Source organism: Acidovorax sp. SRI_002 (genome assembly GCF_057586455.1).
Genome location: NZ_JBYCZW010000004.1, coordinates 115,943 through 133,360, shown reverse-complemented (window position 1 = coordinate 133,360; position 17,418 = coordinate 115,943). Strand labels below are relative to the sequence as shown.

General features: G+C 63.4%; 13 protein-coding genes. 8 read left to right on the top strand and 5 right to left on the bottom strand.

Going from position 1 to position 17,418, the window contains the following annotated elements; all coding sequences use genetic code 11:
• Positions 1 to 104: 104 nt before the first annotated feature.
• The 4 genes from AC2YJX_RS11870 (at position 105) to AC2YJX_RS11855 (ending at position 7,599) form a co-directional block, all read left to right on the top strand.
• A complete protein-coding gene (locus AC2YJX_RS11870) occupies positions 105 to 983 on the top strand; it encodes an alpha/beta hydrolase (RefSeq protein WP_176886528.1) in 879 nt (292 codons plus the stop codon).
• Positions 984 to 1,483: 500 nt separating this feature from the next.
• A complete protein-coding gene (locus AC2YJX_RS11865; RefSeq protein WP_487256167.1) occupies positions 1,484 to 2,737 on the top strand; it encodes an efflux RND transporter periplasmic adaptor subunit in 1,254 nt (417 codons plus the stop codon).
• Between the two features lie 28 nt (positions 2,738 to 2,765).
• The gene (locus tag AC2YJX_RS11860; RefSeq protein ID WP_487256166.1) at positions 2,766 to 5,999 is read left to right on the top strand and encodes an efflux RND transporter permease subunit; all 3,234 of its coding nucleotides are present in this window, start codon (positions 2,766 to 2,768) and stop codon (positions 5,997 to 5,999) included.
• A 100-nt stretch (positions 6,000 to 6,099) separates the two neighbouring features.
• Complete coding sequence (locus tag AC2YJX_RS11855) at positions 6,100 to 7,599, top strand: efflux transporter outer membrane subunit (RefSeq protein WP_238385702.1); 1,500 nt, start codon at positions 6,100 to 6,102, stop codon at positions 7,597 to 7,599.
• Positions 7,600 to 8,596: 997 nt separating this feature from the next.
• Here AC2YJX_RS11855 and AC2YJX_RS11850 read toward each other — a convergent pair.
• A complete protein-coding gene (locus AC2YJX_RS11850; RefSeq protein WP_377806688.1) occupies positions 8,597 to 9,769 on the bottom strand; it encodes a pyridoxal phosphate-dependent aminotransferase in 1,173 nt (390 codons plus the stop codon).
• Positions 9,770 to 9,857: 88 nt separating this feature from the next.
• On the opposite strand from AC2YJX_RS11850, the gene AC2YJX_RS11845 reads away from it, so the two are divergent.
• From AC2YJX_RS11845 to AC2YJX_RS11830, 4 genes are all read left to right on the top strand, one after another.
• Positions 9,858 to 11,294, top strand: a complete 1,437-nt coding sequence (locus AC2YJX_RS11845) for an NAD-dependent succinate-semialdehyde dehydrogenase (RefSeq protein ID WP_055399550.1) — start codon at positions 9,858 to 9,860, stop codon at positions 11,292 to 11,294.
• 232 nt (positions 11,295 to 11,526) lie between these two features.
• The gene (locus AC2YJX_RS11840) at positions 11,527 to 12,075 is read left to right on the top strand and encodes a MarR family winged helix-turn-helix transcriptional regulator (protein WP_055399548.1); all 549 of its coding nucleotides are present in this window, start codon (positions 11,527 to 11,529) and stop codon (positions 12,073 to 12,075) included.
• On the top strand, positions 12,072 to 12,755 hold the full coding sequence (locus AC2YJX_RS11835; protein WP_487256165.1) for a GNAT family N-acetyltransferase: 684 nt from the start codon (positions 12,072 to 12,074) through the stop codon (positions 12,753 to 12,755). The genes AC2YJX_RS11840 and AC2YJX_RS11835 overlap by 4 nt, the downstream gene beginning before the upstream one ends.
• A gap of 211 nt (positions 12,756 to 12,966) precedes the next feature.
• Positions 12,967 to 13,311 (top strand): PepSY domain-containing protein, encoded by a 345-nt coding sequence (locus tag AC2YJX_RS11830; protein WP_055399544.1) that lies wholly within the window; start codon positions 12,967 to 12,969, stop codon positions 13,309 to 13,311.
• 120 nt (positions 13,312 to 13,431) lie between these two features.
• Here the strand turns inward: AC2YJX_RS11830 and AC2YJX_RS11825 are convergent, their stop codons facing one another.
• The 4 genes from AC2YJX_RS11825 to AC2YJX_RS11810 all read right to left on the bottom strand — a co-directional run bounded on the left by AC2YJX_RS11825 (position 13,432) and on the right by AC2YJX_RS11810 (position 17,343).
• Complete coding sequence (locus AC2YJX_RS11825) at positions 13,432 to 14,397, bottom strand: porin (protein WP_487256164.1); 966 nt, start codon at positions 14,395 to 14,397, stop codon at positions 13,432 to 13,434.
• A 482-nt stretch (positions 14,398 to 14,879) separates the two neighbouring features.
• Positions 14,880 to 16,088 carry an FAD-dependent oxidoreductase gene (locus tag AC2YJX_RS11820; protein WP_487256163.1) on the bottom strand — a complete coding sequence of 403 codons (1,209 nt, stop codon included), beginning with the start codon at positions 16,086 to 16,088 and terminating at the stop codon, positions 14,880 to 14,882.
• 5 nt (positions 16,089 to 16,093) lie between these two features.
• The gene (locus AC2YJX_RS11815) at positions 16,094 to 16,510 is read right to left on the bottom strand and encodes a sugar 3,4-ketoisomerase (RefSeq protein ID WP_487256162.1); all 417 of its coding nucleotides are present in this window, start codon (positions 16,508 to 16,510) and stop codon (positions 16,094 to 16,096) included.
• Complete coding sequence (locus tag AC2YJX_RS11810; protein ID WP_487256161.1) at positions 16,507 to 17,343, bottom strand: glycosyltransferase family 2 protein; 837 nt, start codon at positions 17,341 to 17,343, stop codon at positions 16,507 to 16,509. Before AC2YJX_RS11810 ends, AC2YJX_RS11815 begins: the two co-directional genes overlap by 4 nt.
• Positions 17,344 to 17,418 lie beyond the last annotated feature (75 nt).

Genomic DNA, 17,418 nt, shown 5'->3' with positions numbered 1-17,418 from the left:
TTGATTGTTGAGCTTTTGGAAACAGTGCGGTGGTGTTTGACCTGTTTATCTGAAAGGCCCGAGCCACTACATTTCATCCATCGTCAATCCAATGGGTACATGCCATGCAGCCCGACCAGCCGTCCTCGCTATCTTCCACATTGCCACCCGTTGCCAAACCCACCGAAGGGGGCAAGGCCGCCTCCGTGTGCTCCGACTCCACTATTGAAGTGACCAAGGGGCAGGATGTGGCCGTGCGCATGTATGGGCGCAAGAAGACGGGCCAGGCGTCGCCGGTGGTGGTGCATTTTCATGGAGGCGCATTTACCTCGGGGGGGCTGGACAACGGCTGCACCGTGGCCTCGCTGCTGGAAGGTGTGGGGGCCGTTGTTGTGTCGGTGGCGTACCCGCTCACCCCGTTCCCGCAGCCGGTGGACACGGGCTACGACGTGCTCAAGTGGGTGCACCGCAACCGCACCAAGCTCGGCGGGCAAGGTGCACTGGTCTACCTGGCGGGTGAAGAAGCGGGCGGCAATCTGGCAGCGGCTGTGGGGCTGATGGCGCGCGACCAGTCGCACCCGCCGCTGGCCGGGCAGATCCTGCTCTCGCCCATGCTGGACCCGTGTGTGGGCACAGCCTCGCTGCGCGAAGCCACGGGCAATGCCACTGGCTGCAAATGGGCCGAAGGCTGGCGCAATTTTCTGCGTTGCCCGCGCGATGCCGAGCACCCCTATGCGGTGCCTGCCGCAGCACACCGTCTGGCCGGCTTGCCGCCTACGCTGGTGCTGGTGGGCGACACCGACCCCATGCACGATGAGGCACTGGCCTATGCCGCCCGGCTGGAGGCGGCGGGCCTGCAGGTGACCCGCCATGTTTTCTCGAAAACGGCGCAGTGGCCCGATGCCTTGCTGCAAACCGGCCCCCACGAATGCCCTTGCGCAACCGGTGCGCAGGAACAGTTCCGCCTGTTCTTTGAAGCCACCCGATGTCCGGTGCCTTCCTGAGACCCTGAACCCGGCAAGGCTGTCTCCAGAAAGTCATTGACCTCAACTTTGGTTGAGGTTTGATACTGCGGCCTTACCGCCAACCACCTGGTTATCAACGCTGATTTTTCCGGCCCACACGTGCCGGAGGGAGAAGCTTTGCCCACGTATTTCTGCACGCCGGGCCCATCAGGGCGCAGACGGCGGGCAGGTGCCATTGATGTCAACGATACATACGGAGGAAATCACACCATGAACAACCCGTTGGGCGACTTGCCTGTCTGCAGCCACGGCTGTCACAACACACAGTGTTGCCGCGTCTTCTGACGTCGGTTCTCAGTGTCCCGGCGGTGTGCTGCCGGGGCCTTGACTTTGCCACGGTGTCATTGCCGAGACTGCCCATCTGCCCACGGTTGTGACACCTTTTTTGACTCTTGTCGGCACAACGCCACCTACCGGGGCGCGGCAGAAAACCTCCACTGGCTCGCTCCACAAGGGCGGCCTTAACGATTGAAACGACCATGAACTCCAATCCTCTCTCCAAGAGCCGCCCGCTGGGCCTGGCCACCCTTGCCACTGCTGTGACGGCCACCGTGGCCGCCATCATCCTTGTGTTCCAGGCGCCCGCCGCCCAGGCTGATGGCACCCCTGCTGCGCCCCCGGCCATGCCGGTGTCGGTGGCGGCCGTGCTCCAAAAAGACATCGCCCTGTGGGACGAGTTCTCCGGCCGCCTCGAAGCCGTGCAGCGCGTGGACGTGCGCCCGCGCGTCTCGGGCGCCGTGCAGGCCGTGCACTTCCGCGAAGGCTCGCTGGTCAAGCAGGGCGACCTGCTGGTCACGGTGGACCCCGCCCCCTACGCCGCCGAAGTGGACCGTGCCGAAGCCCAGGTGGTGGCCGCGCAGGCCCGCCTGTCGTACACCCGCAGCGAGCTGGAGCGCGCCACGCGCCTGCTCGAAGAAAAGGCCATTGCCCAGCGTGAGCACGACGAACGCCTGAACGCCCAGCGCGAGGCCGATGCCAACCTGCGTGCTGCCCAGGCTGCGCTGCAGACCGCGAAGCTGAACCTCTCGTACACCCAGGTGCGCGCGCCCGTCGCGGGCCGTGTGGGCCGCATCGAAGTCACCGTGGGCAACCTGGTGGCGGCCGGTGCGGGCGCCCCGGTGCTGACCACGCTGGTGTCCGTGAGCCCCATCTACGCGAGCTTTGATACCGACGAGCAAATCGTGGTGAAGGCGCTGGCAGACCTGCAAAGCGGCTCCAAAGGCCACAGCGCCCGCCAGCTCATTGAGCGCATCCCCGTGCAGATGGGTACAGGCACCACGGGCGGTACGCCCTACGCCGGGCGCCTGCAGCTCATCGACAACCAGGTGGATGCCCGAAGCGGCACCGTGCGCGTGCGCGCCGTGTTCGACAACGAAGACGGCTCGCTGATCCCCGGTCAGTTCGCCCGCGTCCGCATGGGCCAGGCCCGCAACACGCAGGCGCTGCTGATCAACGAGCGTGCCGTGGGCACCGACCAGAACAAGAAGTTCGTGATGGTGGTGGGCGAGAGCAACAAGGCCGAGTACCGCGAAGTCACGCTGGGCGCGCCGATTGACGGCCTGCGCGTGGTCACGTCGGGCCTGAAGGCGGGCGAGAACATCGTCGTTAATGGCCTGCAACGCGTGCGCCCCGGTGCCGTGGTGGCCCCGCAGCCCGTGCCCATGACAGCCAAGGCCGAAGTTGCGGGTGATCGCAAGGAAGCCAAGAACGCCGCCAAGTCGCCTGCCGCTTGAGCGCGCCGGAACCAAGGAATTTGCATCCATGAACCTGTCCCGCTTTTTCATCGACCGCCCCATCTTTGCCGGGGTGCTGTCGGTGCTCATCTTCCTCGGGGGGCTCATCGCATTGCGCGGTCTGCCCATCTCCGAATACCCTGAAGTCGCGCCGCCCTCCGTGGTGGTGCGCGCACAGTACCCGGGCGCCAACCCCAAGGTGATCGCCGAGACCGTGGCAACGCCACTGGAGGAATCCATCAACGGCGTGGAAGGCATGCTCTACATGGGCAGCCAGGCCACCACCGACGGCGTGATGACGCTGACCGTGACCTTTGCCCTCGGCACTGACCCTGACAAGGCCCAACAGTTGGTGCAGAACCGCGTCTCGCAGGCCGAGCCGCGCCTGCCCGAGGAGGTGCGCCGCCTGGGCGTCACCACCGTCAAGAGCGCGCCGGACCTGACCATGGTGGTCCACCTGGTCTCGCCCAACAACCGCTACGACATCGACTACCTGCGCAACTACGCCGTGCTCAACGTGAAGGACCGCCTCGCGCGCATCCAGGGCGTGGGCCAGGTGCAGATCTTCGGCGGCGGCGACTACTCCATGCGTGTGTGGCTGGACCCGCAGAAGGTCGCGCAGCGCGGCCTCTCGGCCAGCGACGTGGTGACCGCCATCCGTGGTCAGAACGTGCAAGCCGCCGCCGGTGTGGTGGGCGCATCGCCCGGCCTGCCCGGCGTGGACCTGCAGTTGTCCATCAACGCCCAGGGCCGCCTGCAGACCGAAGAAGAGTTCGGCGACATCATCGTCAAGACCGGTACTGATGGCGCCGTGACGCGCCTGCGCGACATCGCCCGCCTGGAGCTGGGCGCGGCCGACTACTCGCTGCGTTCGCTGCTCAACAACGACCCCGCTGTGGGCATGGGCGTGTTCCAGGCGCCGGGCTCCAACGCGCTCGACATTTCGGCCAACGTGCGCGCCACCATGGACGAGATCCAGAAGAACATGCCCGAAGGCGTGGAGTACCGCATTGCGTACGACCCCACTCAGTTCGTGCGTGCGTCGATCAAGTCCGTGATCCACACGCTGCTCGAAGCCATCGCCCTCGTGGTGCTGGTGGTGATTTTGTTCCTGCAGACCTGGCGCGCGTCCATCATCCCGCTGCTGGCCGTGCCGGTGTCGGTGGTGGGTACGTTTGCGGTGCTGCACCTGCTGGGCTTCTCGATCAATGCCTTGAGCCTGTTCGGCCTGGTGCTGGCCATCGGCATTGTGGTGGACGATGCCATCGTGGTGGTGGAGAACGTGGAGCGCAACATCGAGGCGGGATTGACCCCGCGCGAGGCCACCTACCGCGCCATGCGTGAAGTGTCCGGCCCCATCATCGCGATTGCGCTGGTGCTGGTGGCAGTGTTCGTGCCGCTGGCCTTCATCAGTGGCCTCACAGGCCAGTTCTACAAGCAGTTCGCGGTGACCATCGCGATCTCCACGGTGATCTCGGCGATCAACTCGCTGACCCTGTCGCCCGCCCTGTCAGCACTGCTGCTCAAGGGCCACAACGAGCCCAAGGACGCGCTCACGCGCGGCATGGACAAAGTGTTCGGTGGCCTGTTCCGCGGCTTCAACCGCCTGTTCCACCGTGGCTCCGAGGCCTACAGCGGCGGCGTCAAGCGCGTGATCGGCCGCAAGGCGCTGATGTTCGTGATCTACCTCGCGCTGGTGGGGGCCACCATGGGCCTGTTCAAGATCGTGCCCGGCGGCTTCGTGCCCGCGCAGGACAAACAGTACCTCATCGGCTTTGCGCAGTTGCCCGACGGCGCCACGCTGGACCGCACCGAGAACGTGATCCGCCGCATGGGCGAGATCATGAAGGAGAACCCCAACGTCGAAGACGCGATTGCCTTCCCGGGCCTGTCGATCAACGGCTTCACCAACAGCTCCAACGCCGGCATCGTGTTCGCCACGCTCAAGCCCTTTGCCGAGCGCACCCGCGCCGACCAGAGCGGCGGCGCCGTGGCAGGCCAGCTGAACCAGGCCTTTGGCAGCATTCAGGACGCGTTCATCGCCATGTTCCCGCCACCCCCGGTGGCGGGCCTGGGCACCACGGGAGGCTTCAAGCTGCAGATCGAAGACCGTGCCTCGCTGGGCTACGAAGCCATGGACGGCGCCGTGAAGGCCTTCATGGCCAAGGCCTACCAGACGCCCGAGCTGACCGGCATCTTCAGTAGCTGGCAGGTCAATGTGCCGCAGCTGTACGCCAACATCGACCGCACCAAGGCACGCCAGCTCGGTGTGCCGGTGACGGACATCTTTGACACGCTGCAGATCTACCTGGGCAGCCTCTATGCCAACGACTTCAACCAGTTCGGCCGCACCTACAGCGTACGCGTGCAGGCCGATGCGGCCTACCGCGCGCGGGCTGAGGATGTGGGCCTGCTCAAGGTGCGTTCCAGCACCGGCGAGATGGTGCCCCTGTCGGCGCTGATGAAGATGGAGCCGAGCTTCGGCCCCGAACGTGCCATGCGCTACAACGGCTACCTGGCTGCTGATGTGAACGGCGGCCCTGCACTCGGTTATTCATCGGGCCAGGCGCAGGCCGCCATCGAGCGCATCGCGGCTGAGACGCTGCCCCAGGGCATCACCTTCGAGTGGACCGAGCTGACCTACCAGGAAATCCTGGCGGGCAATTCTGCCGTGCTGGTGTTCCCTCTGGCCATCCTGCTGGTGTTCCTGGTGCTGGCCGCGCAGTACGAAAGCCTCACCTTGCCGATTGCCATCATCCTGATCGTGCCCATGGGCATCCTGGCGGCCATGACCGGCGTGTGGCTGAGCAACGGCGACAACAACGTGTTCACGCAGATCGGGCTCATCGTGCTGGTGGGGCTGTCAGCGAAGAACGCGATCCTGATCGTGGAGTTTGCGCGCGAACTGGAGTTTGCCGGGCGCACCCCCGTGCAGGCCGCCATCGAAGCCAGCCGTCTGCGCTTGCGTCCTATCCTGATGACCTCACTGGCCTTCGTCATGGGTGTGCTGCCCCTGGTGCTGTCCACCGGTGCCGGCGCCGAAATGCGCAGCGCCATGGGTGTGGCGGTGTTCTCCGGAATGATTGGGGTGACGGCCTTCGGCCTGTTCCTTACGCCCGTGTTCTACGTGCTGCTGCGCAAGCTGGCAGGCAACCGCCCGCTGGTGGAGCATGGCACGCATGTGGCGCCCATCTCGCACACCCCGGGCAGCGGCGGCATTGCCCACCCGGTGCTGGCAGCGCCGCGCAAGGAGCACGAATGATGCTTTTGAAAACGGTGACAAGAAAAATCTTTGTGGCCCTCGCCACGTGCTCCGCGCTGCCGAATGCACCGGGCGTAACGACTGGGGCAGGAGAACAACCATGACCGAATTGCTTTTGAAGAAAAACTCCACCGAGGGTGCTGTCTTTGGCGTGCGCAAGCGCAGCCTGCTGGCGCCCCTGGCCGCCGCCCTGGTGCTGGCCGGTTGCATGACCCAGCCCGTGGCCCCCGCGCCGCATGCGGGTGTGCCCGTGCCCACCAGTTTCACGGCAGGCGGCGACGCACTGCCCGCGGCGCCCTGGACAGTCGCTGCCCCCGCCGAAGCGCAGCCGCGCGGCGAGTGGTGGCTCGGCTTTCAAGACCCGGTGCTGGCCGATCTGGTGCAGCGCGCGGGCCAGGCCAACACCAGCATCCAGCAGGCCGCCGCGCGGCTGGCCGAAGCGCGCACGCTGCTGCGTTCTGCCGACGCCGCGCGCTCGGTGCAAGTGGGCGCCTCGGCGGGCGTTGCACGCCAGGCCGGTGCCAACAGCACGGGCAGCGTGGTGCCATCCACGCTGGGCACGGCGGGGCTCAATGCTTCGTACGAGCTGGACCTGTTCGGCCGCCTCTCGCAAACCAGCGACGCCGCACGCCTCGACGCCGACACGCGCGAGGCCTTGCTCCAGAGCACGCGCCTCATGGTGCAGGCCGATGTGGCGCAAACCTACCTGCAACTGCGCGCCGTGCAGGCCGAGCAGGTGCTGGTGCAAGAGAGTCTGGCCGCTTACCAGGACACCCTGCGCCTGACACAGCGCCGCCTGCAAGCCGGCGATGTGGCCGAGCTGGACGTGGCCCGTGTGCAGACCGAGGTGGCGGCCACCGAGTCCGATGCCCTGGGCTTGCAGCGCCAGCAGGCCTTGCTGACCAACGCGCTGGCTGTGCTGGCCGGCGAGGTGGCCAGCGGCTTTGTGCTGCCGCCCGCAACGGGCGATGCCGCGTTGCCGGTGATTCCGCCGGGCGTGCCCGGCACGGTGCTGGCGCGCCGGCCCGATGTGTCGGCCGCGCAAACTGCCGTGCTGGCCGCGCAGGCACGCGTGGGCGTGGCGCAGAAGGCGTGGTTCCCGGCCGTCACGCTCACCGGCAATGCGGGGCATGCGTCGCCAGAGCTGGGTGACCTGTTCAAGTGGTCGGCCCGTGCTTGGGGCGTGAGTGCGCTGCTGTCGCTGCCGATCTTTGACGGCGGCCAGCGCGATGCACAGATCGAGGGCGCCAAGGCCCGCCTGGAGGCTGCGCTGGCGGACCATCGGGGGCAGGTGCTCAACGCGTTTCGTGACGTTGAGGACCAGTTGACCTCGCTGCGCTTGTTGTCTGGCCAGGCCGAGGCGCAAGGGCGTGCGGTGACTGCGGCGCGGCGGGCCACGCAGTTGTCGGATGTGCGGTATCGCAATGGCTTGGTGAGTCAGCTGGAGTTGCTGGACGCGCGGCGCAGCGAATTGCGCAATCGGCGGCAGGAGTTGCAGGTGCGGACGGCGCAGTATGTGGCGACGGTGGGGTTGATTCGGGCGCTTGGAGGCGGGTGGGGGGATCAGCCTGCTGTGAAGGTGGCGCAGGTGTCGCAGTAGTTTTTTTGAGTGATTTTGGCTGCTGGCGCTTATCTATCAAGCGGAGGTGGCTATTATTTTTGTAGCTACTGGGGTTGACTTGGGCCGTTCGGTCTGAGCTTGTCGAAGCTGGGGCGTGCTGGTTTGAAAAGCATGCTGGGGTTGAGGGCGGAGGCCGGGTTGTCGCCCCGGCGGGCGACTCACTTTTCTTTGCTTCGCCAAAGAAAAGTAAGCCAAAGAGAGGCGACCCCCAGTCTGCGACCCCTGCGCTTCGCTACGGGGCAAACCTGCGTCGGGGCGGTTGCGGGGTGCGCCGTGGAACTCGCTTTGCTGCTGCGCAGCGCCGCTCGGACAACCACGGCGAGTCAGTTCACGGAGCATGGGCGCTTCGACGCCCATGCCACCCCGCAACCGCCCCGCCGCAGGCGCAGCCAGCAGGGGTGGGGCAGCAGAACATCCGAACAGCCAAACTGCCCTTCGGGCCATCGCTGCGCTCGGCCCTGCCGCCGCAGCGCGTGGCGCTTGCGCCCGCGAGATGGGGCCGAGCGAAGCAATGGCCCGTGTGGAAGTCCGCTCCCCCGGGTTCCCTTCTGGATGCGCCTGGGGCGCGCAGGGCGCGGGGTGGCATGCGCGTCGGAGCGCGCATGCTTCGTGAACTGACTCACCGCAGTTGTCCGAGCGGAGCGCCGCAGGTGCGCAGCGAGTTCTGCGGTGCACCCCGTGACCGAGCACCCCAGGTTGCCCCGCAGCGCAGCGAAGGGGTCGCAGACAGTAGGGTCGCCCTTTCTTTGGTTCCTTTCTTTCGGCGACGCGAAAGAAAGGGACTCGCCCGCCGGGGCGACATCCCGGCCTCTGCCCTCAACCCAAGCACGCCGCCCAAACTAGAGAACGAGCTTCCACCGGCTCCGACAAGCTCAGCGCGAACGGGAAGGAGAGCCCCAATAACTATAAAAACAATAGCTGCCAGCGCTTATTCCAAAAGCGCCAGCAGCCAAAATCGTTCAAAAATCCCTTTCCATCACCCCTTCAACCACCCCCTCAACCTCCCCACCCCTTCCCCCAACCTCCCCACATCCCGGCTCGCAAAACACCACCGCAACCACCCCTGTGCCTCGCCCCCGAACGCACTGCCCGGCGCCAACCCCAACCCCGCCTCCCGCACCAGCAGCTTGGCCAGCGTCAGGCAGTCGTCGTAACCGTCGATGCGGAAGAACGCATACATGCCCCCACGCGGCGTGGCCACCGACACCCCCGGCACACCGGCCAGCAGCGGCACCAGCGTGTCCCGGCAGCTCTTCAGATGCGCCACCAGCGCAGGCGTCACCTCCTCCGTGCGCTGCAGCGCCACCGTGGCCCCGCGCTGCACAAACACCGGCGCGCACGAGGTGTTGAACTCGATCAGCTTGCCAACGGCATGCGTCAGCGATGGCGGCAACACCAGCCACCCCAGGCGCCAGCCGGTCATCAAAAAACTCTTGGAAAAACTGTGCGTCACCACTAGGCGGTCCTCGGGCTCGGCCACGTCCAGAAAGCTGGGTGCGGCGCCGTTGGCCGTGTCGCCCGCGTAGTACAGCCGCTCGTACACCTCGTCTGCCAGGATCCAGGTGCCCGTGCGACGGCAATGCGCCAGGATGGTGGCTTGCTCCTCGCGCGTCAGCGTCCAGCCCGTGGGGTTGTTGGGTGCGTTGACGACCAGCAGGCGCGTGCCAGGTGTGATGGCGGCCAGCAGCGTATCCATGTCCAGCTGCCACGCGCCGTGCACGTCGGCCACCAGTGGCACAGCGCGCACCTGCGCCCCAAGAATCCGCGGCTGCGCCACCAGGTTGGGCCACACGGGCGTCACCAGCACCACTTCGTCGCCCGCGTCCACCAGGGTCTGCACGGCCACCATCAGGCCGTTCACACCGCCGGACGTCACTGCGATGCGGTCGAACCACGCATCGGTGTGCTGCTGCGGGTGCAGACCGTGCATGTAGCCCGCAATCGCGTGGCGCAGTTCGGGCAGGCCCAGGTTGTGGGCGTAAAAGGTCTCGCCCTTTTGCAGCGACGCAATGGCCGCGTCGCGGATGAAATCGGGCGTCACCTCGTCGCTCTCGCCAAACCAGAACTTCAGCACATCGCTGCGCCCCAGGCCCTCGTTGGCCACTTCGCGGATGCGCGACTCTTCGAGGCTTTGGACTACTTCTCGCATGCAATCTCCTTGAAATACACAGCCATCATCGCAGGCGTATAGTCGTTTTTTTGATTTTTTCACCACCTTGGCTGACCAACCAACGCTCATGACCTATCCCAACACCCAGCTCTTCATCGCAGGCCAGTGGCAAGACGCCGCTGAAGGCAAGACCCTTGCCGTGTTCAACCCCGCCACGGGCAAGGAAATCGGCCGCGTGGCCCATGCCACCAAGGTCGATCTGGACCGCGCGCTGGACGCCGCACAAAAGGGTTTTGAAGCCTGGCGCGACATGCCTGCCGCCGAGCGCGCCAAGACCATGCGCCGCGCAGCGGCCCTGATGCGCGAGCGCGCCGAATCAATAGCCGCCATCATGGTGCAAGAGCAGGGCAAGCCCCTGGCCGAGGCCAAGGTCGAGACCATGGCGTCGGCCGACATCATCGAATGGTTTGCCGACGAATCGCTGCGTGTGTACGGCCGCATCGTGCCCTCGCGCAACCTCAAGGCCACGCAGATGGTGCTGAAGGACCCGGTGGGCCCCGTGGCCGCGTTCACGCCCTGGAACTTTCCCATCAACCAGGTGGTGCGCAAGCTGGCCGCCGCGCTGGGCGCCGGTTGCTCCATTCTGGTCAAGGCACCCGAAGAAACCCCCGCCAGCCCCGCCGAGCTGATCCGCGCGTTTGCCGATGCCGGTGTGCCCGCAGGCACCGTGGGCCTGGTCTATGGCGACCCGGCTGAAATCTCGAGCTACCTGATTCCGCACCCCATCATCCGCAAGGTCACCTTCACCGGCTCCACGCCCGTGGGCAAGCAACTGGCCGCGCTGGCCGGCAAGCACATGAAGCGCGTGACGATGGAACTGGGCGGCCATGCACCGGTCATCGTGGCCGAAGACGCCGACCTCGAACTGGCCATCAAGATCGGCAGCGGGGCCAAGTTCCGCAACGCAGGCCAGGTCTGCATCTCGCCCACCCGCTATCTGGTGCACGAGAGCATCCGTGCCGATTTCGTGGCTGCCTTCGCCAAGTACGCGCAGGGCCTGAAGGTGGGCGATGGTCTCACGGCCGGCACGCAGATGGGCCCGCTGGCCAACCCCCGCCGCATCACAGCGATGGCCGACCTAATGGCCGACGCCGTGCAGCAGGGCGCCACGCTGGTGACGGGTGGCGAGCGCATCGGCACCGAAGGTAACTTCTTCCAGCCCACGGTGCTCAACGACGTGCCCCTGTCGGCCCGCATCGTGAACGAAGAACCCTTTGGCCCCGTGGCTGCGATTCGTGGGTTTGAAAAGATCGAAGACGCCATTGCCGAAGCCAACCGCCTGCCGTTTGGCCTGGCCGGCTATGCGTTCACATCGTCTCTGAAGAATGCGCACCTGCTGGCGCAGCGCCTGGAAGTGGGCATGCTCTGGATCAACCAGGCCGCCGCACCTGCGGCCGAGTTGCCGTTTGGCGGCCTGAAGGACTCGGGCTATGGCTCGGAAGGCGGCCCCGAGGCCATCGAGGCGCACCTGAACACGCGCCTGGTCTCGATCATGAACGTGTAAGGACGAAACGCCGGAGAGCTGGCGCGGCAGGGCTGTCGCGCGCAGCCCGGCTGCGGGTGCGGCCCAGTCAAAGCTTGCGCGCGATCTTTCAGGAGCCTTCCTGCGAGATCGTCCGCAGGCTTTTGTTTTTGCGCGCTGAACCAGTCTGACAAGCAGTGCCAGGGCAGCCGCGAAGAAATCGATTGACGTGGTCTGTCAAATACATATCATGATATATATCTAAGGAAAAAACATGATCCAAGACGTCGTCAAGGAACTCGGATTCCTCACCCTCGGCACCCGCTTCAAGCGTATTGGCGAGGCGCTGCAGGCGCAAACGCAGGCACTGTTGACCCAGCACGGCATCGACATGCCTGCAGCGCACTTCCCGCTGTTGGCGGCGCTGGATTGGCATGGTGCGCTGGGGGTGGGCGAGCTGAGCCAGGCCGTCGGCGTCAGCCAGCCCGTGGTCACGCGCTCCTTGAAAGGGCTGGAAGACAGCGGGCTGGTGCAGTCGGAGGCGGTGGAGGGTGACCGGCGTGTGCGCCGCGTGGCGCTTAGCTCGCAAGGCCAGGCACTTGTGCAGCGGGCGCAACGCGATGTCTGGCCCGTGCTGGAAGCCTCCGTAGCCCAGGTGTGTGCGTCGCTTGAAGGCCCCTTGCTGGACCAGTTGGAGGCGCTGGAGGCGGGGCTTGCGCGCACCTCGCTGCTGCAGCGCTCAGCTGCCACCATTGCCGCAGAGCACGCCACAGGCCGTCGCCAAAAAACTCCCCGTGCCCCAGGAAAGGAAACAGCACGATGACCACCACCAACCCCTTCGACCGGCCCGTCTGGGCATCGCTGACCTCCACTCCCGGCCTGGCAGAAGGTGGCGACCTGGCCAAGCGCTACCGGCGGGACGTCAACCTGTTTGCTTCGGCCCGGGATGACGCCGATGACGCCAGCCTTACCGCGCTGGCCGGTCTGGTGGCCGAGGGGGAATCGGTCTTCGTGCTGCAAGCGCAGCCCATGCCTGTGCCCAAGGGGCTGCAGGCCCTTCGCCGCGCCGAGGGCGTGCAGATGGTGGCCGGGCGGGCTATCGCAGCCGAGCCCGGCGCGGAGGCCGTCGTCGTGCTGGGTGATGCCGATGCTGCCGCCATGCTGGCCCTGGCGCAGTTGACTGAGCCCGGCCCGTTCCTTGCACGCACCCACACCATGGGCCGCTTTGTGGGCATCCGGTCCGAAGGTGTGCTGGTGGCCATGGCGGGTGAACGCATGCGTTTTGAAGGCGGCACCGAAGTGAGCGGCGTGTGTGTCCATCCCGAGTTTCGAGGGCGCGGTTATGCCCGCCGGCTTTCATCCGTGGTGGCCCACGCCATTCAACAGCGGGGGGACCAGCCCTTTTTGCATGCCTGGACCACGAATGAAGCCGCCATTGCCTTGTACGAAAGCCTGGGGTTTGAAATCCGCACGGAGGTGCAGGTGGCTGTCTTGGGAAAATAAGGCAGTAGACCGGCTGAGGACACGCCATCCCAGACCGCCGCATTTTATGCTGACCATCTCAAGGGGCTAAGCGGACTTGGGATAATGAAATTCTGAAGAGTGAAAATAAAATTCACCGAACCATTGATATTTTTTGCAGGATCAATTGAGTTAAGCAGAAATTAATCTGGCATGGCTAGCATGAAACCATCATTCCATTGGAGGCCTGTCGATGAACCATGCTGTGAGAAACGTCGCTGCGAGTGCGGTGGGAGCCTTGGCCTTGGCTGTGTCCGCGCTGGCGGCGGAGGCCGACAAGCCGCCCGTCCAGTCGGCGGGGCCATCCAGTTTCAGCCGCGAGCGCACTGAAGATGTGTGTACGCGGGAGCCGCGAAGCCAGTGGTTGCCTGAGGCGGAAATGCGCCTGCTGGCGGAGTTTCGCGGCTACAAAATCGCCACATTCAAAATCGCCAATGGCAGTTGCTACGAAATATACGGATTCAAGAGTGGCAATATGGTCGAGGCCTATTTCGACCCTGTCACGTCGAAACTCGTGCGGCAGAATATTGCCAAATAAAATCGCTGCCAAAAGGCTGGATGCTGTGGCGTAAAAAAACCCCGCACTCCAAAGAAGTGCGGGGGTAAATAGCTGTGTGTCTGCCCTCCCACCAGTTAGGGCAGCAGCGGGATCAGGCCATCAGAAGTTGTGGCGCACACCCATCGCGAAGGAGCTGAAGTCGTTGCCCGCAGTGGCCACGCCGTAGGTGGCGTTGTGGTTGTTGTTGATGCGGGTGTAGTACGTGTAGATCTTGGTGCGCTTGCTCAGGTTGTAGTTGTAGCCCACGGTGTACTGGGTGGCGGCGCTGTCGGCCACGTTGGAGTACTTGCCGGCACGGCCCACGTTCAGGTGGAATTCCGACACGCCCATGATGTAGGCACCCGACAGGCGCACGTTGGTGCGGTTGCCGCCGTTGGCGAAGAACACGTTCTTGTCGCGCTGCACGTAGGCGCCCACCACGAAGGGGCCGGTCGAATACGAAGCGCGCACCGCGAACTGGTTCTGGTCGTCCAGCTTGGAGTAACCGGCGCCCAGGCCCAGCTTGCCGATCTCGTAGTTGGCAGCCAGGTCGAGGCTGTTCTTGCCACCGGTGCCGCTGGCTTGCTCGTGCATGGCCCAGCCGGCTTCGAACGTGGCGCCACCCAGGCTGGGGGCGCGATAGGCGATCTTGTTTGCGTCGCGGGCAGGGTAGGCGTACAGCGCATCCGACGACGAACCGGTGTCGTGGTTGTGGTTGCTGATGAAGTCAGCGGTGGCGTAGTAGGACTCCGAAGTGAAGTTGCCCAGACGCAGCATGCCGAAGCCACCGGCAAGGTTCACTTCGCTCTGGCGGCCGAAGAACGTGGAGCTTGTGGCGCCAGTGCTGGAGTCAAAGCCGCTTTCCAGCTGGAAGCCTGCCATCAAACCGCCGCCCAGGTCTTCCTGGCCCTTGAAGCCGAAGCGGGAGGAGTTGTTGAACAGGCCGGTCTTGGACACATTGCCTTCTTTTTGGTGCTCGAACGTGGTGTTGACCCGGCCGTACAAGGTGACGCTGCTCTGTGCAAAGGCAGCAGACGTACCCACCAGGGCCAGCGCGGCGAGGGCGCAGCGGTTAATCGTTTTCATTAGCAAGGTTTCCTTAAATCAAATTTTGTTTGATGACAAATAATCACCGGCCAAAAACGCACAGGGGTGATGCTTTCGGGCCGTCGCTACAAGCAAGTTTGATGCCTGTGGTGATGTGATCGTTGCACTTTGCAACGGAGGGGGATGCTAATGGCCTATTTGTATGTCCGCCACAGGGGTAAACACCTTTTACCCGTGGGGGTGTTGGTGCTGTGCAACAAAGTGGAACATTTTTCCTGCAGCGCCCCGGCTGGGCTCTCGGGCGCTTCGTCGATGCCGATGGTGCAGGCCCGTCCGGGCGAGCACCGATGCGGCGCACGAGGCTCTTCTGTGGCCGCACGCCCTACACGCGGCGTGTGGGTGGTGTAAGCCTGATCGTGTGCAGTTCCGACGATCAAGTATTCACAGGCTTCGGAGACTTCGGGGCCAATCAAATGCTCGGATGGATATGGCGCCCATCAGGAGCGATATTTCTGAGGCGGCTAGATAATCGCTTCTACCAGGGCGCGGGCCATGGCGGGTGCTGTTGAGTATTTGCCGGTGTCGACGGATATATAGTTTCCGAGTCTTTGAATGCCATATTCCGATCGGGAGTGCAGTGTGGAATCTCGGTCTGAAAGCACACCTTGCCCGACAGCAAAGACCCATCCGCCTTGAATGGTGGAGCGCTCCGCTTGCTCGCGAATTTGTGCTACCCACGGTAACAAGGATTGGAGATGGTCGCAAATGGAGTTTGGCAAGTTCTCCAAGTTCTGGGCAGTCAAATGAGGCTGCGGTGGTGAAATATCGGAGCTGTCCACGCGCAAGCCATCGGAATACCAGGAGAGATAAAAATCCCGCCCGTTGTAATTTTTGATGTCCCCGAAGGGTCCGGTGGCAATGACCACGCAAGGCGTATGAACCGGTTCTTTGGTGCGCAAGAACAGGGATTGGCGGTATCTGTGTGACCAAACTCCCGTGGGCTCCAGCCCAGCAGTCCGATCTATGGCCAATCGGCCTTGCCACAGCGAGTTGATGATGTAGTCGAATGGTCCAAAGATGCCTTCGGAAGTTTCAATTTCCCACTTGCCGTCGATTCCATCTTTTGCGGGGCGCACCGCCGTGATGCGGGTTTTCATAAACTGCTGGATCGATGTTTCTGCGTCCATCGCAGGTATGAATCGTTCAGCCACCCAATTGGTGTCAACGGATCTCTCAGGAGTCCGAAAGCCCGCAACAATCTCTGTCGATGAGGTCAATCCAGCCAGTTCAGAAGTGCTCAGCGGGTGAACCCGACTGCCAGACGCATCTGCCAAGTATTGCGCCGCATCTGGGTGATTGCGTACACGCTCGACGACCTTCTCCATGTACGTCTTCATTTCTGCCGCAGATGTCACGGATTTGCGGTGACACAGGTACAGATCATCTTCGGAAGTGATCGCTGGAGCGAGGGATGTGCCGACCAATTCCTCGATCAAGGGGCGAAATTTGAGCCCGCCGGGAATGACACGGTCCGCAGTGCTCAGGGACGGATCTGCGCTGTAGAGGCAGCCTAAGTGGATTTTCCCTTCATTCCATCGGCTCGCTGCGCTGAATGGTTGCTCTGCCATATCGAAGACAGATACTTCGATTCCTTTGCGGGCCAGAAATATCGCAGTCGAACAGCCCATGATTCCGGCGCCAAGGATGGCAATTCGGGGAGTCTTTCGCATTTATATCAGTTCCAGGTGGACATATATGACTCTGGATCATACGGTTCGCTGGCCAATACCAATAGCACGGAATTCGAGACGAGGTAAGTCTGGCGGCACCACACGCCTGCGCCCAAAAGTAGGCCTGGCCCCGCTGGGGTGAGCGCCGTAGTGGTTTCTTCGTACCCCTTTCTGAGCAAGAGGTCGATTTTCCCTTGCAGGCAAACGAGCAGTTGTTCCCCACTGCGGTGGCCATGCTCCCCCCGGATGGAGCCGGCGGGGACGCCTGTTACGGTGAATACGCGGCGTGGCATGAACGGAAGGCGGTCGAAGTCGAGCGGTAGCAGGTTGCCACGCTCGTCTGAATGAATGGGGAGATCAACCAGGCGAGCTCGCCCTCCAAACCAGCTCGAACAGGATGCCGGGTCGGCGGTATTTATCACTTGCCCTCGCCGAGTCGATCAGGATTATTGTGGTAGAGCCATCTTGCCAAGGGACTGGCAAGCGTGAGCTTTTGCTCAGTGGTAAGGCCGGAAATCCATATTTCGCGCATTATGGCCGCGTAAACTTCATAGATCTGGTGCTTGGAAAACTGCCAGCTTCTCGACAAGCTTCCAGGCTTGTAATACTTGTAGCACAGGGTTTTGGGAACTCGGGCGAATTCTCCCAAAAGGCTCATATGGAACATCCATGGCCAGTCTGCCGAAAATTCTCCCGCGTGGTGGGTTTTGAGGCCGTTGATTTGCCGAGCTTGACCAAGGCGGAATAACCCTCGGTTGGGCACCCACCATTTATTTTTTCCACTCATCATGAGAACACCCCGCTGAACCGGGTCACGAACGCCTTCAAGTTCGGTGAATACCCAGTGTTCTTCCGTTCCGTTGGTGTTTGTCAGGTGAACGTCCGAATAACTCATTACGACCTCTGGCCGTGCATCAAGCACTTCTGCCAGCAGTGTGATGTAGTCAGGGTTCAGGATGTCATCATGAAATGCAAAAAGTACGTAATCAGCTTCGGCCTGATTGAGCAAAAAGTTGCAGTTGCCCACATACCCTAGCCGCTGCGATTGGCGGATTACTCGGAAACGAGCATCTTTCTGAGCATGGGCGATGCAAATCTCATAGGTTGAATCATTGCACTCATCGACAGAGACGATGACTTCCAGGTGTGGGTAAGTCTGGGCTGAGAGAGAGTCGAGGGTTGCTTGAATGAACGCCGAAGACTGCCACGCCGGAACCAGCGCGGCCACTTTGGAGGGCTTTGAATGGGGTTGCATGGGTTGGGTGAAGTGAACGCCAACGCCCAGTGTAGTGGGACTGAACAGGTGGGCGGTGCGGAAACCCGCCCACCT